Here is a 23285-nt window from a genome sequence, read left to right as displayed (position 1 = left end):
AGGGTGAGCGGAGGCGGGCGCCGGGCCGCACGGTGGGCCCGGCGCGCTGTCCGGGCCGGGCACCGGGCGTGGAGCGGCCGAAGAAGCCTTCTCAATCTAATGATTGAAGGCGCTTCTTATCGTTAGTTAGCGTAGGGGGCTCGGGCGCGCGGGCGCAACGATTGGCTAGAATCGGCGGAGAGGGCGCGGCGCACCTGCGCCCTTCCGGTGCGTGACCCAGCGCGTGGCTCCCGAGGACATGGGGGATGTTGTGATGGTCGACGCGAGGCCGGACCCGGCGCCGGTTCTGGGGGAGCCGCTGGCCGTGGAGTTCGCCAACACGCTCTATCCGCACCGGAAGGTGCTGCAGGATGCCCTGCGGGACCGGGCGTCTGCCGCCCGGTGGCTGCTGGACCGGGCCGACGAGTTCCGTCCCGCCCTGGAGGCCGCGGACGCGAACGCCCTCGACGAGGTGGACCTGGGCCGCCTGGTCGCCCTGCGGGACGCCGTCCGCGCCGCCCTGTACAGCAGCGCCGCAGGCGAGGACGTTCCGGCGGCCGCGCGTGCGGCGATCAACACGGCCAGCGCCCTGTCTCCGCGCTGGCCGGTCCTCGACTGCCGGGCCGCGATCGAGATCGTGTGCGCCACCGGCACCGACCCGCTCCGGGAGGCCGAGGCGTCGATCGCCCAGTCTGCCGTGCACGTGCTGGGCGGCCCGATGCGCGACCATGTGGAGATCTGCCCGGGTGACGGCTGCTCGATGCTCTTCGTCAAGGACCACCCGCGCCGCACCTGGTGCACGCGTGCCTGCGGCAACCGCAACCGGGTGGCGCGCCATCAGGCCCGTCATCAGGCCCCGGCCGGCCCGACGGTCTGAGCGGCCTCGGCCACCAGCGCGGCCGCAGGCGCTTGCGCCGCCGCTCGGCGCCGGGCCCCGAGACGGCCAGGTGGCGCATGCCGGGCCGCTCCCTCCGGTGTACAGCAGCCAGGCGGCCAACTCCCGCGGCGAGCACCGCGACGAGCACGGCGACGTTCGGCCAGCTGCCGGCAGGTAGTGGTACAGCGCCATGAAGACGGTGTGGTGCAGCAGGCGGAACGCGTAGGTCACCCACGCTGCACCAGGCGCCGAAGCCGCAGGGCGTGCACATCCCGGTGCTGCACCCGACACTGGGCGACGACAGGCCGACCGGGACGTTCCGCGTGCCGAGGACGGCACCCCGGAGGGCAGGGAACTGTCCCGGTAGGCCCGCCGGCCGCCCCGGGTCACCGCGGCAGGCCGGCGAGCAGCTTCTCGGTGACCTCGTGCAGGCGGGCGGCGTCCGCCGGGTCGAAGCCCCGGGTGTCGGTGGGGACCTGACGGCCCTCCAGGACGGCGGTGAGCCGGGCGCGCGGGTCGGCGAGGAACGGCAGGATGTGCGCGACGGCCAGCGACACCGGCTTGCCCACGGCCTTCAGGCGCCTGACATCGGCCGCCGTGGCCCTGTCGTACTCGCCCGCGAAGCTCGTGGACACCACCCCGGGGTGGTTGAGGACGTAGTGCACGGGGGTGTCGGCGTGCAGCCGGGTGAAGTGGACGCCAAGGAGGTCGCACAGGGCTCCGCTGTGACCGAGCGCGCCCGTACCCGGGTAGTTGTGGCGCAGTTGCAGGTCGTGCCAACGGACCGGGCCGGTGCGACCGGATCCGCCGAAGTTCAGCACGACCGGACGCTCGGCCCGGCTGAGCGGTCCGATGAGCCCATGGCTGAGGAGATAGCGGCTGAGATAGAACAGCGCGAAGTTGCTTTCGAGGCCGTCCGCGGTCTCCGCGCGGGTGGAGCGATGGAAGCGCGCGCCCAGCACCAGCAGGTCGATCGCCGGGTACGTGTCAGTGATCAGGTCGATGACGCGGCGGTTTTCCGCGACCAGGCTCAGGTCCGCGCGCAGGAAGCGTGCCCGGTCGCCGGCTCCGTTGCGCTCGGCGGCGGTCAGGAACGCCTGGCCCTTCTCGGTGCTGGTGCCGACGATCAGCACCTCGTGGCCGAGTTCCAGATAGGTGTCGGCGAGAGCGCGGCCGATACCGTCGGTCCCGCCGCTGATGACTGTTGTCGCCATGGTCTTCCTCTCGGTTGATGGACTACCCGACGTCCATGACGGCGTCGAGTCGGGGCACGGCTGCCAGCAGGGCGCGCGTGTAGGGATGCCGTGGGTACGTGAAAACGGACTCGGCGCTGCCGGACACGACGATCCGGCCGTCCTTCAGCGCGCCGACGCGCACCGCGTCGAAGGGCACCGCATCGAAGGGCAGAAAGCGGAAATCCACGTGGGACTGGTACGCCGGGCCATGGTGGGCCGAGAACGCGGGGGCCCAGCGGTCGCTGGTGCTGCGGTCCAGCGCGACGCCCGCGTGCCGGGTCCACCCCTTGAGGGAGAAGGCGCCACTGCCCACCACCGCGTGCGGCGGGTGCTTGCGGAGGCGCGCAGGCTCGTGGGCGACAGCATCCCCGGATAGGTGGTGGAGGCGGCCTGCAGGAACGGCGCGTACGGCTTGCTCAAGCGGACCTTCACGGTGCCCGGGCCCGTGCTCGCGTACGGGCCCGGCAGACTCACGGCGTAGGGCGACTTCGTGGCCGGCGCGACGATGTCGTCGAGGTTCGCCTTCACTGCTGCGGCGTCGAAGGGGCTGCCGTCCTGGACGGTGACGTCCTTGCGCAGCGTGAACGGACAGGCCTTCAAGTGCGTCGACACTCGCCGCGAACTGGCCACCCACGGCACGAACGTGCCGTCCGGGGCCTGCGCCACGAGCGAGTAGACGACGTTGGGGTCGATCACAGCCACGGCGTTGAGCCCACTGACACGCGGATCGAGGCCGTCAGGTTCCTGGTCCACGGCGTAGCTCAGCGCTCCGCCGCGGACCGGTTGGCCTCCGGGGTGTGCGGCTGACCGGGGCGAACCCTCCTCAGAGCCGGTGCAGGCGGCGAGCAGGGCAGTCAGCTCGGCGGCGAGGGCGACGAATGGGATCAGTCTCGGCGAAAACATGATGAAGCGGTCCTCAAGGGGCATGGTCGGGCTGCGGGAGACACGGAAGCCCTGCGGTCCAACTAGTTTTATCAATCAAAGTAGATGACCAGAGGGCACCGCCAGGCTCGCGACCATGGCAAGTTTGTGAACTCTCCGGCCGCCGGATCCCCGCTGCGCCACGCTTCCGTCGGCGACTGCTCCGAGTCAGCCGAGCGGTTTGACGTATCCCGCCGCGGACATCCCGCCGAGCATGTGGTCCTGGACCCGGATGAGGGTGTCGGCAGCCCGGCCGAGCTCTGCCGACGGTGTCCGTGAGAACACCTCGGCCAGCAGTTCGCAGCGGGCGGCCCGCACCCGGGCGAGGACCTCGCGGCCGCGCGGGCTGATCGCAATGACCCCCGAACGGCCGTCAGTCGGGTCCTTCAGGCGGTTCACCAGTTCGTCGGCCTTCAACTGGCGGAGCTGGAGCGAGACGGTCGAGATGTCGATGCGCAGGCACTCGGCGATGTCGGACACGCGCATGGCCCCCGCGACATCGAAGTGCTCCAGCAGTCGCAGCGCGCTCGGCGGGATGTCGCATCCGGACAGCCGCGCCACCTCGGCCCGGGTGTGTTTGCTCTCGCTCCACCGCGTCACGGCGGCGAGCGCCACCTCCAGGCGGGCCAGCTCGGCCGGAGCGGGAGTCCCGGCCGGTACGGTCCCGGGCACGGGCGTGGAGGAGGCCATGCCGCCAGGTTACCCGGGCCCGCACCACGTGGGACTGCCGCATGCCGGTGCCCGGCCCGTGCTCCGGCACGGGGCGTCAGGCCGGCGGAACCAGCGTCGGAAGGATGCCGTCGGTAGCGGGGCCCTCTCAAACGCCGAGCGGGACATCGCGGCTACGTGGTCGGAGCGTGACAGGTGGTGTTCGGCTGCGGATTCAGCCAATGCGCTCTTTCAGTGTTGCCGTTTCCGGGTGAGGATCGCGGCCACGATCGACGACTCCCTGCTGCTGCCGGAGCCGTGTCGCCACCGCTCTCGTCCTCCTGATACGCATGACCCGTCACCCACTTCGTCCGGCTCCCTATCGACGACATCATCGGCGACTTCTTGACTGACTAGTCACTCTCTTATAGCCTCAGACCATGGCCAGACCACGGAGTACGGATCGGCGCAGCGCCATCCTGTCGGCGGCAACCCGCACCATCGCCTCCCAGGGACTCGGGGCGTCAACAGCGATGATCGCGAAGGAGGCCGGTGTCTCCAACGGTTCGCTGTTCGTCTACTTCGATACGAAAGCGGCGCTACTGAACGAGCTCTACGTCGCGCTGAAGACCGAGATGGCGACGACCTCCCTTGTCGGTCTCCCCGCCGGAAGTGAACCTCGTGAACAGATGCTCCACCTGTGGACACAGTGGCTGCGCTGGGCGACAGCCAGCCCGGAGAAGCGGCGCGCACTCGCACAGCTCCAGGTGTCGGACGACATCACCGCCGCCAGCCACCAAGCGGCGAACTTCGCATCCCGCGGCATCGCGGATCTACTCGAGAAAAGCCGGGCAGGTGGCCCGATGCAGGACGCGCCGCTCGGCTTCGTCCTGACGCTCACCAACGCCATCGCCGAGTCCACGATCGACACGGTGATCCGCGAACCCGCCGATGCCGAGGCCCTCATCCGCGTTGCCTTCGACGCCATCTGGCGGGTCATCGCCGGTGCCTGACGTTCGACCGTCACCTGCCCCGGCACAGCAAGACCGTCACCGCGAAGGAATCGACATGCCAACTCCCGAGCACAGCGCATCCGCCACCCCAGCATGGATCATCACCGGGCCGACGTCCGGAATCGGCCGTCGCACCGCGCTGGCACTCGCCGAGCACGGCATTGTCATCCTGGTGGGCCGAGACCCGAACAAGCTTGAAGAGGTGGAAGCCGAGATCAACGCGCGGGCCGGAGGCCACGCGACATCGGTCGTCTGTGACTTCTCCGACATCACGAGCGTGCGCCGCGCTGCCGCGCAGATCCTGGCACTCGGTCTTCCCCTCGCAGGCCTGCTCAATAACGCAGGCATCATGCCGAACCGCGCCGACCGGACGCCCCAGGGATGGGACCTCGCCTACACGACCAACCACCTCGGGCCGTTCGCCCTGACGGAGACACTCATTCCCCACCTGCCCGACCATGCGAACGTCGTCTTCACCTGCTCGGGCGTCGAGGACCCGGAGCGCAAACCTGCGGTAACCGCCGGCTTCCGCGGTGCGCGCTACATCTCCGCCGAAGCCAGCGCACGCGGCGAGTGGCAGCCCGGCGGATCCTCCAAACCCGGCTTCGATGCCTATGCCACCTCCAAGCAGGGCAACCTCGCCACCGTCCTCTCCCTCGCACGCGAGATCCCGAGGCTCCGTTTCATCGCGGTCGAACCCGGCTTCAACCCCGGCACCGGCCTTGGCCGCGACGCGAACCCCGCCCTGCGATTCCTGGCCAAGTACGTGCTCGCTCCGCTGGCACCCCTCATCAAGCACTGGAGCACCCCGAAGCGCGCCGCACGACTGCTGGCCGGGGTGCTAACGAGCCAGTCACATCCGTCAGGGGTGTACTACGACGAGAACGGCAAGCCCATGCTCGGCTCCGTCCAGGTGCGTGACCCCGCGTTCAGCGATCGAGTCGTTGCAGAGACCCGTGCCCTGCTCGCCCAGGTTTCCAGGGTTACCCCCTAAAGGCTGTCCCGTAACTGCTGGCCTGGTTCTGCGTTGGTCCTGTCATGGGTGGGGTGATCTCGGCGAGCGAGCCGATGTGGATCGAGCCGTTCTCGGGGCTGAGTGAGTCGCAGTTCCGCAAGCTGGTCGTGTTGGTTCGACGACGTGGCGGTGACGTTCAGCGCGGTCGGCAGTGGCGGCTTGGCCTGGACGACCGGGTGCTGTTGGTGGCCACCTACTGGCGGACCAACCTGACGTTACGGCAGGTCGCGCCGCTGTTCGGGATTTCGAAGTCCGCCGCGGACCGGGTGCTGGACCTCTCGCACCGTTGCTGGCGATCTCACCGGCCCGGCGACCACGGCAGGACACCGTACTGATCGTGGACGGGACCCTCGTGCCGACCCGGGACCGGACGATCGCCGCATCCAGCAAGAACTACCGCTACTCCACCAACCAGCAGGTCGCTATCGACGCCAACAGTCGACTCGTGGTCGCGGTCGGCCTGCCACTGCCCGGCAACCGCAACGACTGCCGGGCCTTCAGCGAGTCGGGCGTCGACCGCGCCTGCAGGGACGCACCGGTCCTGGCCGACGGCGGCTACCAGGGGACCGGGGCGCTCATCCCGCACTGACGCCGTCGCGGCCAGGAACACCTCACCCCCGAGCAAGAAGCCGACAACGCCGTCCACCGCAGAGCCCACGCCCGGGTCGAACACGTCTTCTCCCGGATGAAGAACTGGAAGATCCTCCGAGACTGCCGGCTACGCGGCGCCGGAGTGCACAACGCCATGCTCGGCGTCGCGCGGCTCCACAACCTGGCACTCAGCGGATGAGCCGGTCCCACCTCACCGTGAACTCCTCGCGTCCGTCCAGCGTCGTGACGCCGTGCGGCGCGGTGGAGACCGTCACGACGCCGTCCCCGGTCGTCGCCTCGGCGTCGCCCTGGACCACGCACGCCACCGTGACCTCGACGGGGTAATCGGAATCGGGGGCCAACTCGCCAAGCGGCGCGAACACCGCGCACTTGTCGATCAGCGACCAGGACTGCCCCGCAGCATCGGTGAACCGGACCTCGACGATGCCGGGGAATGGCTCGTCGTCCACCCACCGCACAGCTTCACAGCGCAGCTCAAGCACTCAGGCCCCCGTCTCAGACTCGCTCCAGCGCAGTAACGACCGCCAGTATGCCCGAGGTCAACATCGACTCACGGGACAGCCTTTAGTCTGCGACCGATAGACACCTCACGTTGCTGTGCCGTCGAATCGTCGGGCCACGGCCCGCGCAGCTGACCTGCCTATTCGAACAGGGGGTGGAGCGTTGGCCGACGTGACAATCGTGAGGGAAGCGCTGGCCGAGCAGGGCGTCACGGTGCTGTTCGAGGCGGATGCAGAACGCATGCGTGACGGAGCCAGACCGTGGACCTTCGTCGCGACCGGTGCCCCTTTCCATGAGGATCTGCTCGTGCGCACTGATGCGGCCTCGGTGGAGGCCTGCCTGGAGATCTGTCTGCCTCAGTTGCGTGACCACGGTCTTGTCGTCCCAGTGTGAGGGGTGACGGCGCGGCCGGCGGATCCATGCGGCAGCGGCCTCCGCGGTGCCTGAGAGGCCGGGAAAGCCACGCTCTCGTCAAAGAGCCGGCGGTGACGGCAACGTGATCCGGATCGGTGTCAGATCCCGGACGGCCAAGGCTCGCTGCCCGGGCTGCGCCCGGTGGACCTGCTGCCGAAGCGGGAGGCGGCCACCGTCGCGGCCTGGCTGGCCGGTCGAGGCCGTCTGCCGTGACCGTGCTCCGTTCTTCGCAGAGGGCGCCAGCATCGGGGCACCCACCGCCGTCCAGGTCGCCGACCGTTTCCCCCTCTGGCGCAACCTCGCCGAAGCCGCGGAGCGGTGCTTCTCCCGCCACCGCTCGTACCTGCGCGCGACCACCATGGAGGGCGGCCCCGGAGCCGGCAGAAGTCCCGGTGCCGACAGTCGGCGGGGCACCATGGCCCACCGGGCACCGGTTCGCCGACCGCACCCGCGCCAAGCACGCCTCCGTCCACGCGCTGCTGCTCTCCGGCCGGCCGACGCTCGATCCAGCGGCAGCTCGGCATGACCTGCCGCTCCGTCCAGCGGCCGGCCGACGCCGCAAGGCCGGAAGACCTGTTTCAGGGGCAGTGGCAGAACCGCAGGACGAAGCTCGACGACTTCACGCCGTATCTGAACGAACGGTGCGCCGATGGTCGCACGAACGCCTGGACACTCTGGGAAGAGGTCACGACGCACGGGCTACCGCGGCGGCTACGGAGCCGACCGCGTCTCCCTTCGCCCGTTTCGCACCACACCGACCGCACCGGCCGCCCGGCCACCGTCGCCGCGGACCGTCGCCGGGAGGATTCTGACCTACCCCGCCACTGCCGGAGAACGGCCGGCTCAAGCTGAAGTCAGTGCTCGCACACTGCCCTGAACCAGACGCGCTCACCGGTCACGTCCGCGCGTTCGGGAGGATGACCGCCGAACTCCAAGGCGACCGGCTCCCCCAGTGGATCGAAGCCGTCCGCGCCGACGACCTACCGAGCTCCCTTCGTCAGCGGCCTGGAACGGGACCTTTGCCGCCGTCACCGCCGGCCTGACCCTGCCCTGGATCTCGGGCGTCGTCGAGGGCCACGTGAACCGGATGGAGATGCTGAAGCGACAGAAGTACGGACAGGCTGGGTTCGCACTACAGCAGGGCGCGGCCACCACCTCCCGGTCGCCACTTCGAGGACGGTCCGACGGATTCAGCCCCAGGGCGTGACCGTCAGTCGAACGGCTGCCTCGCCGCCGAGCAGCGGGGCCGCGTCCGGGGCCGCGGGGTGCAGCGGGACGCGAGCGGTCCAGACGCCCGTGGCGGGGTCCTCGTCCAGCAGGGACTCCCCGGCCGGTTCGTAGGTGCCGACGGCACCGGGGATCCGCGAGTTCCAGGCGGCCCGGGCCGACGGATGCCCGCCGGGTAGTCCGACGTCGACGATGAGGGTGTCGTCGAAGTCGCGGACCTGCTCCAGGTGGTCGCGGAAGGCGAAGAGCCGGTGCCGCTCCTCGCGTGCGGAGAACACCCGCACTTGCAGCGAGAAGCGCATCGTGTCCGTGCTGGGCGGAGGCAGCCTGCTGGAGAGGAACGTGGTCGCGAGCCGCACCGCCCCGTCGGAGCAGCCGTCCTCTCCCGGGGCCGACAGCTGGATCGGGCACCAGTGGGCCGCGAGGCGCTCGTGCAGGACGACCGGCAGCCCCCGCACCGACAGCCGGACCTCGGCCTGCCATGTGACGTCCGGGTCGGCGTCGTCGAGCCGGTGCCCGACAAGGTCGGCGTCCACCCGCAGGTCGCCGAACAGGAAGCGCCGCAGACTCTGGTACCCCTCTTCGGAGTTGACCAGGCCGTAGTGTCCGCTGTGGCTGCGGTGCACGTAGGCGCGGTGGGCGCCGGGTACGTACGCGTTCTCGATCTGGACCAGGCCGTCGCTCCTGACCCCGACGGCATCCGCCGACAGCCCGAGCGCCACGTCGTAGTCCGACGGGTCGGTTCCGACCACGCACATGACCTTCTCCCGCGGAAACGTCCGCTGCCCGTCCGGCATCGCGCGGGCCGGCCAGCCGTCCGGCGGGCCGTCGGGCTCCAGGAGCGCCGCCGGTGTGAGGTACTCGTACATGCGCCGCGGTCCGAAGATGTCGGCGCCCTCGATCCCGAGCGCGTCGCGCAGCCGCTCCAGGGTGCCGAACCCCACGTCGAAGGCGATGCCGCCGTGCGGGGTGCCGTAGGTGAAGAGCTTCTCGACGTAGTCGCACGGATCGGCGTCCTCGTCCGGAAGGATCTTCTGGAGCAGGCAGCGGCAGATGAGACCGCCCATGGAGTGCGCCACGAGATGGACCCGCGGCGCCCCCGTCTTGCGCTGAAGCGTCCGGATGAGGGACAGCAGGTCGCGTGCGGCGTTCTCCACGCTGAACTCCTGCGGCCTGGCACCCCACGTGTCGGCGGACACGTCGTAGAAGCGGTGCACCCAGATGCTCGCGGGCGGAATGTCCTCGTGCTGGTCCAGGTAGGCCATCTGACCGCCCTCGACGAGGATGTGGTAGCCCTCGTCGGTGTGGAGCCTCAGCAGCGGCCCCTCGAACTGGTAGAACAGCGGATCGTCCCCACTTCCCACCCGCACATGCGTCGAGCCCTCGTTGAACCCGTAGAACGGGTCGGTCACCGCTCTGTCGATGCCCGATGTGCCGCCCGCGAATCCCCGTACGTACACGATGGGAAGGCCGGACCCGGCGGACATCTGACCTCCAGGCGTCATGTCGTGCGAGTGATCCACGGCTCCGATAGTGCCCCGGCCGGGACCGCGCTGCCACGGGAGGACCCCCGGTCGGGCGACCTGCCCGCGCCCGTGGCTCCGGCTCCACCCGGTTGGTCCGGGCCGACTGCGCCGCGCGGGTGAATGTCGCCGGCCGTCGCCGGAAGGTCCTGCCGGTGCGGAAACGGGGCGACGCGTCGTCTCCCTCGCGGACGGGCTCGAGGAGGCACTGACCGGACAGGCGCCGGCCGAGGAGCGCGACACCTTCATCCGGCTGGCCATCCGCCGGGCCGACGCCGAAACGGCTCCCGCTGAGCATCAGCTCCCGGCCGCACGGCTCGCTCCGGGGCATGGACGTGTCCCTCACTGGCCTGGAGCCGCTGAGCGAGGAGGCGGCCTTGGAAAACGTCTCCTCCGGCAACCGGTGGGAGGACCGGCAGCGGCCGGACCGGATCGTGGAGAAGGCGGCCATCGCCGAGGCGCCCACCGACCTGCCGACTGCACGTCCACTGACGGCGGAGGTGCTTCCCGCCTACCGGGACTCGCACGAATCACCGCAGGTCGGGCGGCCGCCCCCGACCAACGCCCTTCCCGCCACGGATGCGTTGCCTTCGGCGGTGTGCACTCCCCGCTGCCCGCGTGGCCGGGTGCCCTCGCCCGCAGTACGTGCCTGCCCGCTGATCCGGCACGCTATGACGTGAGAGCCACCCATGTTCCATGGCCGACGATGCCGTCGGGTGACAGGCCGTTGTTGCTCTGGAACCGGACGACGGCTTCGCGTGTGTTCTCCCCGAAGGCACCGTCCTCGGTCAGTGGAGGCGTCTCGCCCAGTTCGTTGAGCCGGCGCTGGATGTTCTTCACGCCGGGACCGACCGTGTTGAGCTGTGCGAAGGGCTGGTCGGCGTCGTCACGTTCGGCGCTGCTGGGGTGGGCGGCGAGGAAGTCGGCGAGGTCGCCCGGTAGGCTGTCGGGCCCGTCGTTCTCGCCCTCCTGCCAGCCCTCGATCCGCTGGATGGTCGTGGCGGCAGTGGTGAGCTGCCCGTCGTCGAGCTCACCCAGGGTGGTGTCGACACTGGCGGCGCCGAGACTTGTCGCAACCTGTTGGGCGTAGCGGACGGGGTCGTTGGGGCCGTCGCCGGTGGGCGCGTAGACCTTCATCTCGTCGAGGATCGTCCGCTCCGGGTGGCGGCGCAGGACGCGCCGGATCGCCTCGAAGCCGACGTCCTCCGACGGGAAGATCGCGAAGCGGCCGTTGCGCTTTCCGGCCAGCGCTCCGTCGCTCTCGGAGGTTCCCGGGCTGTAGACGATGTTGCCCGGGTTGCAGTTGTTCCAGGACGCGCTGCCGCCGGTGCGCATCTGGTCGTCGTAGAAGACGTGGTCGACGCCGAGCAGGCTCACGACGCTGCCCGCTTCCATGTCGTCGGCGTTGGGCCAGGTCATGGTTGTCTCCTTCGTGCGGTCGGTCCGGCAGGGTTCGAAGGGGCCTGCACGACGCGCCGTTGCCACCGGTTTCGTGGTCAGGCCGTGCCGGTCACACCGATCTGGAGGTGCATGTGCTCGCGGTGTGCGCTGCGTCCGTGCGGGGGCGTGGCGTCGGACGGGTGGTCGGGGTGCATGATGAAGCTGCTCTCGCCGATGGCCGACGGCGTGGTGGCCTCGTCCGGGGTGCTTGTGGTGTCCTGCCATTCCCCGGCGGCGAACTCGTAGAGCGCCCGGAAGAAGTTCCGGGTCCACTCGTCGGCGGCCGGGTCGTCGAGCCGGAAGGACACCGCGCTGCCGGTCCCCGGAGGCCAGTCGCCGCCCGGCGTCACCGCTGTGGCCACCGAGCCCCAGTCGTCCCACACGGTGGTCGGCGACATTGTGCCGTCCTCGGCAGCGACCAGCGCACCGACGAAGTCGACCGCACGGCCTTGCCCGTGGCAGTCGACGCGCGGGTTCCCGTTCTGGTCCACCCCGCCCCCGCTGATCCCGAGGTGGTAGAGCTCTGTCGCGCCGTAGTTCTCGGCAAGCCATTGGCACAGCCGCACGAGCGCCAGGGCGTTGCGCGCGTCGAGCCGGTCCGGTGCCGACCCGCCGACGGCGTTCACGGCCGTTCCGTCCGCGGTCTTCCGGCCGGTCGGCGAGTACCGGACGACCACGCCGGCCACATTCCCGTCCTGCTTGGTCTGCCCGCTCGGGTCCCACCCGTCCAGGCTCACGTGATCAGGCGTGTTGTCCTGGCCCTCCATCAGGATCGTCCCGTCGGATTCCAGCTGCTTCAGCTCGGTGAATGCGTCGTCCTTGGTCATCGCACGGGTGGCCTGGGTCATGGTCGTCTCCTGAGGTTGCCCTGGCGGCGGTCCGGGCGTGGCCTAGTCCCGGACCGCAGGGGGGTTTCGTGTTCGCGGGAATCCGGTGGCCGGTCAGTCGATTCCGGGCCAGTGGTCCGCCACCACGGAACGGTCGAATCCCGGGGTGCTCTGGTACTGCTTGGCCAGGGCGCCGTCGGGGATCTGTGCCTTGCCGTCGTAGTGGGCCACCCAGTAGTTCGGCTCGGTGACTCCGGCCTTGCGGAAGGCGTCGCGCACCTGGGGCCAGGACGAGGTGTTGCAGTAGACCGTCAGGCGCCTGTTGTCGGTTTCCGCCATGGTCCGGGTGCACCAGTGCACCGCGTCCTGGGCGGAGGAGCAGCCGGGTTCCACGTCAAGAACCTGGGCCCTGGTCGTAGGGTGCACCGCGACGGAGACCCTCTTCGCGTGGGGGAATCGCCGGGCCATTTCCTTCAAGTTGGCGAATCGGCCGTCGGCGTACCCGGCCACCATCGAGGCGTCGCCAGGGATGCGTTGTGGTGTCACCGCGTCGTACATCGTGCGGGTCATGGTGATCTCCTCTGTGCGAGATCCTCCCTCTTCCCCAGGTAAGCACGGCTGGCGGGCCGCGCAACTCCTGCGGGCGCTCCCGCGGGGTGTGCCTGATATGCGACGTCGCCTTTGGCCTCGTAGTGTGGAATATGCCAGCAAAACAGGCTACTGACGCCCTGTCGGATGTCTCGGTGCGTGCGCGCGGCTCGGACTGCCTGATGCCCGGAACGTATCCCACACCGTCGTGTACGGAGAGAGAGCCATGACCTCCACACAGCGCCTGATCCTGTCCCGTTCCGCTGACATGATGCTGATGGAAGTGAGCTGGACGGGCTGCGCGCAGGCCGGGGACCGGCTCACGGTCACGGACGCCGGAGCCGTGCTGAGCGTTCTGCTCCCCCCGCAGTCGCTCGCCGAGGCGAAGGTGCGCCCGGGGACCGAGACCGCGGTGCGGGCGGCGCGTCTGGCCGGGGCCAGCCGGCTGGAGGTCGGTCTCGGACTGCCCGTGGGCGCCGAGATCCCGCTCACCGTGGAGGGGATACTGGCCGCGCTCGCCGGCGGCGCCGTCGTGGGCGGCGCCGTCGAGGCACCGTTCGGGCTGGTGCTCGACCCGGCTGTCGAGGACTCCCTGGGCAACGGGACACGGCTGCTGCACCAGGTGTCCGTGCTCACCGAGCAGGGCGTCACCAGCGTGTGGCAACTGCCGCTGGCCGCCCCGCACTCCCCGCCCCTGGAACCGGGCGCCCGCGGGCCCGACCCGCCGGGAGTGCCCGGCGCCACGACGCTGACACTCGGTGCCGTCTCGCTGGGATCGGACGAGGGGGCGCCGGGCCCGGAATCCGACGGGGCCGCCCCCGACTTCCGGCCACTGAACGCGGTGGACCGCGGGCAGATCAGCGCCGGCGGGCCGGTGACGCTGGAGGATCTTCGGCTGACCGCGCTGGGCTCGTCGTTCAGCGCAACCCAGCTCCGGCAGGGCGACACCGGGCAGCCGTCCTTCCGCTGGGACCATCGCGCCAGCCTGGGCCGGGACGCCAAGGTGCGTGTGGAACGCCTCGGCAGGCTCTGGCCTTTCGGGCACACGGCGGTACTCCTGGAGACGGCCGAGCGGGTCGTCGACGACGGCGTGGCCGGTCTGCGGCTCACCACCGAACTGCGGATCACCGAGCCCGTCCGCTCCTTCCCCGACGACGGTTCCCCGGCGGCCCGTGCGTTTCCCTTCACATCGGTGGAGGTCCTGACCAGGTCGGTAACCGGTCTCGCCGACAACTGGCAGCAGTTCGCCCGGCCGCCCTCGTCGATCCAGCCGCTGATCGACCAACGTGACCAGCTGCAGAACACGCAACTCGCCGACGCGGAGGCACGTGTCGCTGCGACGCACTACCCGCGCAGCGCGGACGAGCTGTTCGCAAGCGGATACCCGGAGTCGGGGGACGTGGCGCGGCTGGCGGAGATCCAGCCGACGATCGACCAGGACGCACAGGCGCTCCAGGACGACGCGCAGGCCAGGTCCGAGGTGCCGGTCCAGCCTCCCCCGCCGCCGCCGGAATTCGAGGACCCTGACCACCCGCCCCCCGATCCGCCGCCACCGCCGGAGCCCGATCCGCGCATCCTGTCCGCTGACGCGTTCGCGCGTATCAGCGCGGAACTGCAGCAGCTGGAGGCCGAGGCGAGCCAGTGTCAGGCGAGGATCAGCGCGCGCCTGGCGGCTCTGGCACCGTTCGTCGCGCAGGAGGGCAACGTGGACGGCCTCGCGGCGCTGGGGGACCCCGACGCGGCTGCCGCACTGGCCCTGCGTGCACAGATCGCCGCCCTGCAGCAGCAGATCGACGAGCTGAGCACACCGCTGCCCCTGCTGATGGTGCCGTCCCTCCCCGACGAGAACGGCGACCCGCAGCCGGTGAATTTCCAGGTGCGGTGCACGGGCACCCTCGGCGACGTGTGCTTCGCCGTCCCGCTGGTGTTCGTCGACGATCTTGTGGTGTCCGACGGCGGTGCCGAGACGTACCGGGCGTTCGACGACCCCGAGCTGGCCACCCGCGTGCGGGACTGGCTCTCGCAGTCGAACGTGGACCTGACCGTGGAACTCCCTGGGAACCGGATCGACCTGATACGCGACCCCGCGCCGCGCACCACCGACGTCCGGACCGTGAACGCACTGCACCTGGACGGCCGGCACGAGAACCGGGAGTTCCGGCCGGTACTGACCGGCTTCGACATCGAGATCCCGGAACTGCGCGCGCTCCTGCCCGACCTGCCCGTGAGCACCTCCGCGGTGTTCAGCCCGAGCTTCACCGACGGGGAGCCCACCGACGCGGCGATCGCCCTGGAACCCCCGATCTCCGCCGACTTCGGCGTACGGGCGGAACGCGGCGGCGGCCTGATCGCGCCGACCTTCGACGCCGACGTCGTCTCCCGCACCTTCGGGCCGGCCGACCAGCGTGCTTTGCCCGGCACAGCCGACGTGCTCGCCGCCTTCCAGGACATGCGGCTGCTGGGCATCCCGCTGTCCTCGCTGCTGCCGGCGGACACCTCGCCGCCGGAGATCGTCCAGGTCATGGCCGACGGCAAGCCGCCCGGCGTCAGGATGAGCTGGCAGGACCTGCACCTGAAGAGCAGCGGAATCCTGGTGGCGCACCAGGCACCGCACGACCCGCCGAGAGCCGACACCACCACGGTGTCGCTGACCGCCGAGATCACCCCGGACGGCACCGGCACACGTTGCGAGATGTCGCCGTTCATGCTCAGCGTCCCCGGCGGCTCGCCGATCCTGGAACTGTCCTTCTCCTCACTCGTCTTCGAGCAGAAGGGCGCCGCCGCGCCCGACCTCACCATGAGCGGGTTCGGCGTCACCTTCTGCGGGCCGCTTGACCTGCTGAAGCAGTTGGAGTCGGTGGTCGACCTCGGCGACTCCACCCCGTCGCTCGACGTCACCCCCGAGGGGCTGACGGCCTCCTACGGCCTCGCGGTGCCCTCTCTCCCCGCGATGGGCGTCTTCTCGTTGCAGGACATCGCGGTACGCGTCGGTGTCGCGATCCCCTTCCGTGGCGGCTCGCCGGCGGTGGACATCTCGTTCTCCACCCGGGAGGACCCCTTCCAGCTCACGGTGCTCAGCTTCGGCGGCGGCGGATACCTTCAGCTCACCGTCGACGGCAGCGGCCTGAAACGCCTGGAGGCGTCCCTGGACTTCGGCGCGTCGATCGGGGTCGACTTCGGCATCGTGAAGGCCGAGGTGCACGCCCTGGGCGGCATCCGCTACGTGATGCAGGGCAACGACGTACAGCTCACCGGGTTCATCCGGCTCGGCGGCAGCGTGGACATCCTGGGCCTGGCGTCCGTGTCCATCGACCTGCTGGTCGAGCTGACCTACGACAGCGCGGGCAACCGCCTGATCGGCCACGCCAGCCTGGTGGTCGAGATCGACCTGACGCTCTACTCGGACTCCGTCCAGCTCGACAGCGGTGAGTGGGTGCTGGCGGGTGACGGCGGGAACGCGCCTGCGGTCGCCCCGGGTGGCGACGCCGGTCAATCGGATTGGAAGCAGTATCAGGAGGCGTACGCGTGATGAGCGAATTGCTCTGGGTCGCGGTTCCCGGCGGCCTGACCACCCCCGACCAGGCGCTGCTCAGGCTGCTGGTGATCCCCCGGCTCGACCCGGGTACCAAGCTGGCAGCGGCCGGCCTCGCACACTGGCCGCCGCCGGTGCTGACGCAGCCCGGCACCACCTTGTCCGTCGACCTCGCATCCGCCGCGGACGGTCCCGTCACCACGCACGGGGCGGTACCCGGCTCCGACGTGCAACCAGGCGTGTGGGAGGCGTTCTTCGGGCCTGACGCCGGGGTCCGTCCGGCACGGCCGGCGCCGCAGCGGCAGATGTCCGTCCGGCCCACCGCCGCGGACACACGCCGGGTGGTGGGCACGTACCAGGCCTCTGCCAGGACCCTCCGCGACGCGGACAGCGCGCCGGCGTACCAGGACAAGGTGCGATCCGAGCTGGCCGGCTACCAGGACGACGAGACGCCGGCGGCCCCGCAGACGAGCGCCGCGGCGGCGGACAGCGAGTCGCCCGACGTCCACCAGGTCCTGTCGCTGCTTCGGGAACACCCCGCCGTCATGCGCGCGATGGGGCTGATCCTGACCCTGCCCGTTCCGGTGGCGGCACTTCCCGCGGTGGACGAGGGCGTGGTCCGCGTGCGCTGGGACACCCCCGCGGCCGGGCTCCCCCCGATCGTCTCGCCCTGGTCGGCCTACGAACGGACGGAGTTCCTGCCGTCCGGGTCCGACGCCGCGGACGTGGCCCACGGGATGCTCATGCTCGGCCGTCCGCACTGGGACCTCAACACCATCGACGCAGCGAGCGCACTCGCCCGCCTGCGCGACGCCGCCCGCACGGAGGCGGCCGCCGCCGCGGACGCGGCAGCGGTGGCCGCCGCCAGGGCCGCGGCCCTGGCGGCGGAGGAGGTCGGCACGGAGGCGGGCGAGGAGGCACCCCCCGAGGAGACGCCCCCTGCCGCGGCGGACACCGGCCCCCGCGCGCCCGCCCTCCCGGCCCTGCGCACCGCCGGCATCCTGCTGGTCCGTGAGGGGCGCGAGGAGCTGCTCACCGCGCGCCAGCAGGAAGGCGACGCCCGGGTCGGCCGGCCGGGCAGCGAACTGCCGGTGCTGACCGCGGAACACCTGCTGCTGGGCTACCGTCTCGACGCCCGGGTGTTCGGCGAGACCTGGCATTCGCTCTGCAGGCGGCTGGCCACCTACTCCGTGGGCGGCCGCACCCTTGCCGCGGACCTGAAGGAGGAGGGCCACATCAAGGCCCGTTCCGCCGTGGACCACGGCGACGGGGTGCTGCGGGCCGACGAGGTCGTCGCCGGCTGGACCGGGTGGAGCCCCGTCGTGCCGCGCCCGGTCCTCAACGGCCACGCCACAGGAGACGCTGACGGCACCGGCAACTCCCTGCCGTTCGACTTCGGCTGGACGATGAAGCCAGAGCCGGGGACGCTGCTGAAACTGCGGTTCGGCACGCCGTACCAGCTCCGCGTCCGGACGGTCGACATCGCCGGCGGCGGCAGGGCCCCCGAGGACCCGTCGCCGGACGGCTGCGACTCGGAGCAGGTGCTGTTCGGGCGGCACGAGCCGATCAGCGCGCCCACCGTGACCCTCCCCGACGGCGTTGCCGAGACCGCCCTGGGCCCCGGGGCGACGACGTACGTGATGGTCGTACGGGATCAGGACGACGCCCCGGACGGGCGCCCGGCCGACGCGTCGCGGTCACTGCTGCCCCCCGTCGCCTCGTTCGACATCGCCGAGCGGCACGGCAAGTTCGACGGCGCCGCACCCGGCGACACCTTCGGACTGGTCGAGCGGGACCGGTTGCCCGACCCCGCCGCGGTGGGCGTCGCGGTGTTCCTGCGGCCGGGGCCCGGCGGTCCCGCGGCCGACCTGGAGCCGAAGAAGTGGCAGGACGACTGGCCCGACCAGCCGGGCAAGCACATCTCGCTGGAGGCGCGCCACCCCGGCGAACCCACCATGAACTGGAACACCGACGACGAGCTGACGGTCGCGCTCTCGCCGGCCGAGCAGGTCACGCTCGACGTCTCTTCGTTCCTCGACGCGACGACGCTGGGTGCCTTCGCCCTCAGCGGGTGGCTTCCGCAGAACACGAACGCCGGCGCGGACGCGGAGGTGCTGGACGAGGCACTCGCCGCAGTCGTCACCGGGCGCAATCCCATGATCAGTCCGGCGGCCACGCTGACCCTGCTGCACGCGGTCAAGCGCCCCCTGGCCCAGCCTGCGGGAACGCTGCGCGCCGACCGCACGGAGGGACTGACCTACGCCGACCTCGCGCCCGATCCTCCGTCGCTCGGCGTGAACATGCCGAGCACCGCGACGCTGGAGGTCACCGGGTCCTGGACCGAGGTGGACGACTCCGGTTCCCGCCCGGTGTCCGCTCCCGCAGATACCGTGCTGCTGGGCCGCGGGGACACCGAGATCCCGGCGATCCGCCACGAGTTCCACGACACCAAGCACCGGCGCGTCACCTACACCCTGACCGCGAACAGCAGGTTCCGGCAGTACTACGGCGCCGGCGCCCCTGCGGACTTCCAGACCTCGGCGACGACACCGGAGGTCATGGTCCTCAATTCCGCCCGTCCGGTGGTGCCCCAGGTCCTGTCGGTCGTACCGGCCTTCACCTGGACCTCGCAGCGAGACGGCGGCAGCGTCACCCATCGCCGGCTCGGCAACCGGCTGCGCTTCGAGCTGGCCCGCCCGTGGTTCACCACCGGCGCCGAGGAAGCACTGGCGCTGCTGGTCCCCCAGGGCGAACCGGCGGACGCACTCCTGCCGTACGTCACCCTGCAGGGCCGCGACCCGATCTGGGACACGGCGGAACCGCCCGTTTCCCCGGTGATCGACGCTCCCGAACTCACGCTCGCGGAGGACGAGTCGCTCAGCGTGCTCGCCGCCGCGTGTCCCGTGTGGTCGCACGGCGACAGCTGGTACGCCGACATCGTCCTGCCCGGCACCGCGTCGTACTGCCCCATGGTGCGGCCGGCCGTGGCACGGCTCCAGGAGCACAGCGTCCCTGGCCTCCAGCTGTCACCCGTGGTCCGCACCGACTTCGTCCCGCTGCTGCCCGACCGCACGCTGACCGTCACGCCCGCGCAGGACCAGGTGCAGGTCAGGCTTGACGGCATCGGCCCGAGCGGGCCGGAGGGCAACCAGGTGCTGGTGACCGCCGAGCGTCAGCCCGCCGCCGGCGCCGGCGTCGACGGCTCCGCCGCGAACCCGGCGGACCCCGACGCTGCCGGCTGGACCACGGTCGGCGAGGCCAACGGAGCACTGGGCGACCTCGTGACCGTCGACGCGCCCGCGCCCGGCCCGCTCCGCGTCCGGGTACGCGAACGCGAGATGGTCGTCCCCGGCGACCCGCGCCCGCCGCTCCCGGGCGCCGAGCCGGAACCACCCTCCGAGATGAGCCAGCGGGTGGTGTTCACGGACGTGGTGCCCCTGTGAAGCCGCGAAGCAGGTGTCCCGCGGTGTCCCGCGTCAGGCAACGCAGGTTTTCGGGCAACATGCGCCTCCCCCGCCGTCACCACCGCCGGCTCCTACGTGTCCTCTACCTGTCTGCCCAAGTCGCCGCCCGCTGCTGCCCCAGCTCACAGGCGACGGGGTGTGCGTCCGGGGCTTCGACGTAGGCCGGATCGACCGGGGCGGTGGGCGAGCCCGGGACCGGCCCGGACACCCACGTGCCGGTCGCATCGTCCCGCACGGCGCGGGTCGGCGGCCGCAAGCCCGTCATCAGCTCCAGGCCCGCCACGGCGGTGGAGCCGCGCGGACATGCCGGCCGGCGAGGGGTCAGTTCATGCCGATGCTCTGCCGGTCCGGCTCGATGAGGAGAGCGACGCGCTCGACGTCGCGCGAGTACGGGCCGCCGATGTATTTCGCCGCGAGCCGGTCGACGATCTCCCAGCCCGCGTCGCCCTCGACCCATTCCACGACCCTGCCGCGGACGAGCACCGGTTCGAACGGCCTGTCGGGCGGGGTCAGCGAGATCGCGACCCGCGGGTCGCGCCGCAGATTGCGGGCCTTGCGCGAGTCAGGGCCGGTGAGCACGACGATGTGCTCGCCGTGCGTGCCGATCCAGACGGGGACGGTGTGCGGCCCGCCGTCGGGCAGGACGGTGGCGAGGTGGGCGATCGGGGTGCCGTCGAGTACGTCGCGGACGTCGGTGTCGAGCATCGTGGTCATCTCCTGCTGGGTGCGAGGGGTGGGGTGATTCGCGGGTGGGTGGGGCGGTGACGGCCGGGGCCGCGCTCAGCGCTCGACCGCGTAATGGAGGTGGGTGACACCGGGTGCCGGCACGGATCCGACCAGCCGCAGACGTACGTGGCCGGGCAGGCCCTGGAAGAAGGGCCGGCCGCCGCCGAGCAGGACGGGCACCTGGTGGAGGACGACCTCGTCGACCAGGCCCGCCGCGAGCGCGGCGGTGACGACTCCGCCGCCCATGAGGCCGACATCCTTGGGACCGGCCGCCGCGCGGGCGGCGGCCACCGCGTCCTTAATGCCCGAGGTGACGAGCGTCTGCCGCTCGGTGACCTCCGGGGCGGGCCGGTGGCTGAGCAGGAACAGCGGAGCCGTCGGGTGCGGGCTGCCGCCGCCGAAGCGGTCGGAGTCCTCGTACGTGTTGCGTCCGGCGACGATGGCGCCGGTGCGGGCGGACAGGGAGTCGAAGAGCCGCGCGCTGGCCGGGCTCAGCTTGAAGCCGCCGAATTCCTGGCTGGGGGTGTCACCGTTGAAGTACCAGTCGAAGAGCTGGGTGCCGTCGCCGAGGCCGCGGCCGGGGCCGGCGTCGCGACCGGTGATGTATCCGTCGACCGATACCGCGTGGGCACTGAAGACCTTGCTCATGTCCGCGATCCTCCCTGGGGTTCCCTGAAGAGACGCCACGACCGTACCAGACGGAGTTCCCTCAAGGAACTCCAATTGCTAGAATGCCGCTATGCAGCGCACGAGCTTCAGTGGAATGGCGTGTTCGATCGCCCGCACGCTCGACGTCATAGGGGAGCCCTGGTCACCCCTGGTCCTGCGGGACGTGTGGGTCGGGCTCAATCGCTTCGACCAGATCCAGGCCGACCTGGGCATCTCGCGCAAGGTGCTCACCGAGCGGCTCGGCCACCTCGTCGAGCAGGGCGTGCTCGAACGGCACCCGTACGACCAGCGCCCGCGCTACGAGTACCGGCTGACGCAGAAAGGCACAGAACTGGTCGACCTCCTCATGGTCATGACCCGCTGGGGCGACAGGTGGCTCGCGGGCGAGACGGGTCCGCCGGTGCTCTACCGGCACCATGCGTGCGGCGAGATCAGCGGCGTCGATCTGCGGTGCGACCGCTGCGGCGAGCCGATGCACGCGGGGGACGTCGATCCGCAGCCAGGCCCCGGCACGGCAGCGTGACCCACCGGGCGAACATCTCGGACCGCGCCGGTGGACGAACACCCCCGGCGCCCCGCATGCAAGCCGACCCATGGGCCGCCGGCCTCGCAGCCGCCCGGCAGTTCCACACCCGGGAAGGCCGCCTGCAGCCGTCCAGGAAGGCCGTTTGACGCCGTGACGGGGCCGAACGCGAGATCGGGCGTTCGTCGACCAACGCGCGGCGCAGGGCCGACAAGCTCGGCCCCGGGCGGCGCCGGGAGCTGACCGAGCCGGGCATGCGCTGGTGGAGCCGCGCGACGACGGGCCGTGCCCGGACTCTCCCAAGGGTTCGGACACGGCCCGTTGTGCGCCGTCGGATGTGCGCGTGGCTCACCCGCTGTGGCCGAGGATCTCCGGCCGGCGACGCCCCGGCAGGACCGCCGTCAGGAGAAGACGACGGACCGCAGCAGCAGGCGGTCGGATGCCCCCGCGCCCGGGGCCAGGGTGTAGTAGACGTCTCCTTCGCAGTCGGCGTGGAGGAAGACGGTCGCGGTGGCGTCCGTGCGGTTCTGAGGCGCTCGCGACGCCGTTCCGGGGACGGAGCCCGGCGCGGGGAGGGTGATGCACTCACCGCTGGCGGGGTTGTTCATGAAGCCGACGGCGTCGTAGCCCTCGGCGGTGGTGTAGGTGTAGCGGAACTGGCCGGTCGCCGCCGCCGCCGAGCCGGGAACAGCCAGCAGCAAAGCAACGGCACTGCACGCGGCACCGACGGCAGCCACAGCGGAACGCACATACATGACGGTCTTCTCCCGGTCGCGGAAAGGGCAGGTCAGGGCCAGTAATGCCCGAACCGGGAAGCCGGTAGGCGCTGCATCCCCCGAACGGCGGCTGCCGAATCGTTCACTCATCCCGCAGCCGGCGCACACCCGGCCGCCCAGCGGCAGTCGGCGGATCCGCACGGAAGCCACGCAGGAAAACGGGGCCATGACAGCAGCGTGTGACGCCGCAGTGCGGGACCGCGGAGATGATCGCGGCGCTGCGCTCGCCGGGGGTCAAAATCCTCGAACCCAACACCGCAGCCGTCGCGGCCACCGCCGAACTCGGCTTCCGCCCCGCGTGCAAACTCCGCACCCACCGCTCCTCGCCCGAACAGCCCGCCCGACATGATCTTGATGGACGCCGTGCCCGAAGACTTCCCCGCCCCCTCGTGACCGCCAGGGCCGCCTGACACCCCAGCCGGACGGAAAGCGGGCCCGTCGACAGCTGTACGGGCCGTGAAAGAGGTCGCGCTCCGGCTGAAGGAGCTACGGGCAAGGGTGTCGTGGCGACGCAGATACACGGGTGCGACCAACGCACGGCGACGCGGCGGGAGTTTGCACCGCCGGTCACCCTCATGCGGATCGATGAGCATCGTGAGCCACTCGACCAAGGCACAAGGCAGGTCGAGTGCGGCAGATACGGAACCAACAGGGCTCCCCGCGCTGCTGAGTCGAGACGTCGAACACCTCCCTCAACGGCACGGGAGCCCTGCCCGTTGCGCGCCCCGACCCCACACCACCCCGTCACCCGATCAGGCGCCACGCTCAAAAAACG

At 71.0% G+C, this 23285-nt stretch carries 20 protein-coding genes and 4 pseudogenes; 10 read left to right on the top strand and 14 right to left on the bottom strand.

The genetic code is table 11. The annotated features are described in order from the left end of the window. Nucleotides 1-253 precede the first annotated feature (253 nt). Nucleotides 254-856, top strand: coding sequence for a CGNR zinc finger domain-containing protein (locus ACH4SE_RS18875; RefSeq protein ID WP_398544521.1), 603 nt, complete (start codon nucleotides 254-256; stop codon nucleotides 854-856). A 386-nt stretch (nucleotides 857-1242) separates the two neighbouring features. Here ACH4SE_RS18875 and ACH4SE_RS18870 read toward each other — a convergent pair whose 3' ends face one another. The 4 genes and pseudogenes from ACH4SE_RS18870 to ACH4SE_RS18855 all read right to left on the bottom strand — a co-directional run bounded on the left by ACH4SE_RS18870 (nucleotide 1243) and on the right by ACH4SE_RS18855 (nucleotide 3702). Further along, complete coding sequence (locus ACH4SE_RS18870; RefSeq protein ID WP_398544520.1) at nucleotides 1243-2070, bottom strand: SDR family NAD(P)-dependent oxidoreductase; 828 nt, start codon at nucleotides 2068-2070, stop codon at nucleotides 1243-1245. A 22-nt stretch (nucleotides 2071-2092) separates the two neighbouring features. Further along, nucleotides 2093-2407 carry a hypothetical protein gene (locus ACH4SE_RS18865; RefSeq protein WP_398544519.1) on the bottom strand — a complete coding sequence of 105 codons (315 nt, stop codon included), beginning with the start codon at nucleotides 2405-2407 and terminating at the stop codon, nucleotides 2093-2095. A 104-nt stretch (nucleotides 2408-2511) separates the two neighbouring features. Continuing rightward, nucleotides 2512-2994 (bottom strand): annotated as a pseudogene (locus ACH4SE_RS18860) (ABC transporter substrate-binding protein); the annotation flags it as partial. 186 nt (nucleotides 2995-3180) lie between these two features. Beyond that, nucleotides 3181-3702, bottom strand: a complete 522-nt coding sequence (locus ACH4SE_RS18855) for a MarR family winged helix-turn-helix transcriptional regulator (RefSeq protein WP_398544518.1) — start codon at nucleotides 3700-3702, stop codon at nucleotides 3181-3183. A gap of 398 nt (nucleotides 3703-4100) precedes the next feature. Here ACH4SE_RS18855 and ACH4SE_RS18850 point away from each other — a divergent pair, with 398 nt between their 5' ends. The 3 genes and pseudogenes from ACH4SE_RS18850 (at nucleotide 4101) to ACH4SE_RS18840 (ending at nucleotide 6478) form a co-directional block, all read left to right on the top strand. After that, complete coding sequence (locus ACH4SE_RS18850) at nucleotides 4101-4673, top strand: TetR/AcrR family transcriptional regulator (protein WP_398544517.1); 573 nt, start codon at nucleotides 4101-4103, stop codon at nucleotides 4671-4673. 55 nt (nucleotides 4674-4728) lie between these two features. Further along, a complete protein-coding gene (locus tag ACH4SE_RS18845) occupies nucleotides 4729-5667 on the top strand; it encodes an SDR family NAD(P)-dependent oxidoreductase (protein WP_398544516.1) in 939 nt (312 codons plus the stop codon). Between the two features lie 44 nt (nucleotides 5668-5711). Beyond that, nucleotides 5712-6478, top strand: a pseudogene (locus tag ACH4SE_RS18840) (transposase). Here ACH4SE_RS18840 and ACH4SE_RS18835 read toward each other — a convergent pair. After that, entirely contained in the window at nucleotides 6468-6749 is a 282-nt protein-coding gene (locus ACH4SE_RS18835) for a hypothetical protein (protein WP_398544515.1), read from the bottom strand. The pseudogene ACH4SE_RS18840 and the gene ACH4SE_RS18835 sit on opposite strands and share 11 nt — an antisense overlap. Before the next feature lie 223 nt (nucleotides 6750-6972). Here ACH4SE_RS18835 and ACH4SE_RS18830 point away from each other — a divergent pair, with 223 nt between their 5' ends. Further along, complete coding sequence (locus ACH4SE_RS18830) at nucleotides 6973-7194, top strand: hypothetical protein (protein ID WP_398544564.1); 222 nt, start codon at nucleotides 6973-6975, stop codon at nucleotides 7192-7194. A 1211-nt stretch (nucleotides 7195-8405) separates the two neighbouring features. Here ACH4SE_RS18830 and ACH4SE_RS18825 read toward each other — a convergent pair. Further along, nucleotides 8406-9929 carry an esterase/lipase family protein gene (locus ACH4SE_RS18825; protein ID WP_398544514.1) on the bottom strand — a complete coding sequence of 508 codons (1524 nt, stop codon included), beginning with the start codon at nucleotides 9927-9929 and terminating at the stop codon, nucleotides 8406-8408. A 365-nt stretch (nucleotides 9930-10294) separates the two neighbouring features. On the opposite strand from ACH4SE_RS18825, the gene ACH4SE_RS18820 reads away from it, so the two are divergent. Then, nucleotides 10295-10645, top strand: a complete 351-nt coding sequence (locus ACH4SE_RS18820; RefSeq protein WP_398544513.1) for a hypothetical protein — start codon at nucleotides 10295-10297, stop codon at nucleotides 10643-10645. Here ACH4SE_RS18820 and ACH4SE_RS18815 read toward each other — a convergent pair. From ACH4SE_RS18815 to ACH4SE_RS18805, 3 genes are all read right to left on the bottom strand, one after another. Next, entirely contained in the window at nucleotides 10635-11384 is a 750-nt protein-coding gene (locus tag ACH4SE_RS18815) for a peptidoglycan-binding protein (RefSeq protein WP_398544512.1), read from the bottom strand. The two genes, ACH4SE_RS18820 and ACH4SE_RS18815, sit on opposite strands and share 11 nt — an antisense overlap. 77 nt (nucleotides 11385-11461) lie before the next feature. Then, the gene (locus tag ACH4SE_RS18810; RefSeq protein WP_398544511.1) at nucleotides 11462-12253 is read right to left on the bottom strand and encodes a hypothetical protein; all 792 of its coding nucleotides are present in this window, start codon (nucleotides 12251-12253) and stop codon (nucleotides 11462-11464) included. A 93-nt stretch (nucleotides 12254-12346) separates the two neighbouring features. Beyond that, the gene (locus ACH4SE_RS18805; RefSeq protein ID WP_398544510.1) at nucleotides 12347-12802 is read right to left on the bottom strand and encodes a hypothetical protein; all 456 of its coding nucleotides are present in this window, start codon (nucleotides 12800-12802) and stop codon (nucleotides 12347-12349) included. Nucleotides 12803-13046: 244 nt separating this feature from the next. Here ACH4SE_RS18805 and ACH4SE_RS18800 point away from each other — a divergent pair, with 244 nt between their 5' ends. Further along, the gene (locus ACH4SE_RS18800; protein ID WP_398544509.1) at nucleotides 13047-16349 is read left to right on the top strand and encodes a hypothetical protein; all 3303 of its coding nucleotides are present in this window, start codon (nucleotides 13047-13049) and stop codon (nucleotides 16347-16349) included. After that, a complete protein-coding gene (locus tag ACH4SE_RS18795) occupies nucleotides 16349-19795 on the top strand; it encodes a hypothetical protein (RefSeq protein WP_398544508.1) in 3447 nt (1148 codons plus the stop codon). The genes ACH4SE_RS18800 and ACH4SE_RS18795 overlap by 1 nt, the downstream gene beginning before the upstream one ends. A 148-nt stretch (nucleotides 19796-19943) precedes the next feature. Here ACH4SE_RS18795 and ACH4SE_RS18790 read toward each other — a convergent pair. From ACH4SE_RS18790 to ACH4SE_RS18780, 3 genes and pseudogenes are all read right to left on the bottom strand, one after another. Beyond that, a pseudogene (locus ACH4SE_RS18790) lies at nucleotides 19944-20129 on the bottom strand (hypothetical protein); the annotation flags it as partial. An 8-nt stretch (nucleotides 20130-20137) separates the two neighbouring features. Continuing rightward, nucleotides 20138-20530, bottom strand: a complete 393-nt coding sequence (locus ACH4SE_RS18785) for a PPOX class F420-dependent oxidoreductase (protein ID WP_398544507.1) — start codon at nucleotides 20528-20530, stop codon at nucleotides 20138-20140. 66 nt (nucleotides 20531-20596) lie between these two features. Beyond that, complete coding sequence (locus ACH4SE_RS18780) at nucleotides 20597-21190, bottom strand: dihydrofolate reductase family protein (protein WP_398544506.1); 594 nt, start codon at nucleotides 21188-21190, stop codon at nucleotides 20597-20599. Between the two features lie 91 nt (nucleotides 21191-21281). On the opposite strand from ACH4SE_RS18780, the gene ACH4SE_RS18775 reads away from it, so the two are divergent. After that, nucleotides 21282-21734: a winged helix-turn-helix transcriptional regulator gene (locus ACH4SE_RS18775; protein WP_398544505.1), complete on the top strand. Its 453-nt coding sequence runs from the start codon at nucleotides 21282-21284 to the stop codon at nucleotides 21732-21734. Nucleotides 21735-22135: 401 nt separating this feature from the next. Here ACH4SE_RS18775 and ACH4SE_RS18770 read toward each other — a convergent pair whose 3' ends face one another. Beyond that, complete coding sequence (locus ACH4SE_RS18770; protein WP_398544504.1) at nucleotides 22136-22489, bottom strand: hypothetical protein; 354 nt, start codon at nucleotides 22487-22489, stop codon at nucleotides 22136-22138. Between the two features lie 200 nt (nucleotides 22490-22689). On the opposite strand from ACH4SE_RS18770, the gene ACH4SE_RS18765 reads away from it, so the two are divergent. Beyond that, entirely contained in the window at nucleotides 22690-22920 is a 231-nt protein-coding gene (locus ACH4SE_RS18765) for a hypothetical protein (RefSeq protein ID WP_398544565.1), read from the top strand. 24 nt (nucleotides 22921-22944) lie between these two features. On the opposite strand, the pseudogene ACH4SE_RS18760 reads toward ACH4SE_RS18765, so the two are convergent. Beyond that, nucleotides 22945-23159 (bottom strand): annotated as a pseudogene (locus tag ACH4SE_RS18760) (IS5/IS1182 family transposase); the annotation flags it as partial. Nucleotides 23160-23285: the final 126 nt, after the last annotated feature.

Origin of the sequence: Streptomyces sp. NPDC020983, assembly GCF_044333485.1 — a bacterium.
In the GTDB taxonomy this organism is placed as follows: domain Bacteria; phylum Actinomycetota; class Actinomycetes; order Streptomycetales; family Streptomycetaceae; genus Actinacidiphila.
This window is presented reverse-complemented; position numbering and strand designations above follow the sequence as displayed.

Bases quoted from the DNA above. Each gene is read 5' to 3' on its own strand.
- ACH4SE_RS18815 (WP_398544512.1), bottom strand. From the start codon at position 11,384: ATGACCTGGCCCAACGCCGACGACATGGAAGCGGGCAGCGTCGTGAGC.
- ACH4SE_RS18775 (WP_398544505.1), top strand. From the start codon at position 21,282: ATGCAGCGCACGAGCTTCAGTGGAATGGCGTGTTCGATCGCCCGCACG.
- ACH4SE_RS18795 (WP_398544508.1), top strand. From the start codon at position 16,349: ATGAGCGAATTGCTCTGGGTCGCGGTTCCCGGCGGCCTGACCACCCCC.
- ACH4SE_RS18845 (WP_398544516.1), top strand. From the start codon at position 4,729: ATGCCAACTCCCGAGCACAGCGCATCCGCCACCCCAGCATGGATCATC.
- ACH4SE_RS18825 (WP_398544514.1), bottom strand. From the start codon at position 9,929: ATGTCCGCCGGGTCCGGCCTTCCCATCGTGTACGTACGGGGATTCGCG.
- ACH4SE_RS18780 (WP_398544506.1), bottom strand. From the start codon at position 21,190: ATGAGCAAGGTCTTCAGTGCCCACGCGGTATCGGTCGACGGATACATC.
- ACH4SE_RS18875 (WP_398544521.1), top strand. From the start codon at position 254: ATGGTCGACGCGAGGCCGGACCCGGCGCCGGTTCTGGGGGAGCCGCTG.
- ACH4SE_RS18770 (WP_398544504.1), bottom strand. From the start codon at position 22,489: ATGTATGTGCGTTCCGCTGTGGCTGCCGTCGGTGCCGCGTGCAGTGCC.
- ACH4SE_RS18800 (WP_398544509.1), top strand. From the start codon at position 13,047: ATGACCTCCACACAGCGCCTGATCCTGTCCCGTTCCGCTGACATGATG.
- ACH4SE_RS18805 (WP_398544510.1), bottom strand. From the start codon at position 12,802: ATGACCCGCACGATGTACGACGCGGTGACACCACAACGCATCCCTGGC.
- ACH4SE_RS18810 (WP_398544511.1), bottom strand. From the start codon at position 12,253: ATGACCCAGGCCACCCGTGCGATGACCAAGGACGACGCATTCACCGAG.
- ACH4SE_RS18855 (WP_398544518.1), bottom strand. From the start codon at position 3,702: ATGGCCTCCTCCACGCCCGTGCCCGGGACCGTACCGGCCGGGACTCCC.
- ACH4SE_RS18820 (WP_398544513.1), top strand. From the start codon at position 10,295: ATGGACGTGTCCCTCACTGGCCTGGAGCCGCTGAGCGAGGAGGCGGCC.
- ACH4SE_RS18870 (WP_398544520.1), bottom strand. From the start codon at position 2,070: ATGGCGACAACAGTCATCAGCGGCGGGACCGACGGTATCGGCCGCGCT.
- ACH4SE_RS18785 (WP_398544507.1), bottom strand. From the start codon at position 20,530: ATGACCACGATGCTCGACACCGACGTCCGCGACGTACTCGACGGCACC.
- ACH4SE_RS18850 (WP_398544517.1), top strand. From the start codon at position 4,101: ATGGCCAGACCACGGAGTACGGATCGGCGCAGCGCCATCCTGTCGGCG.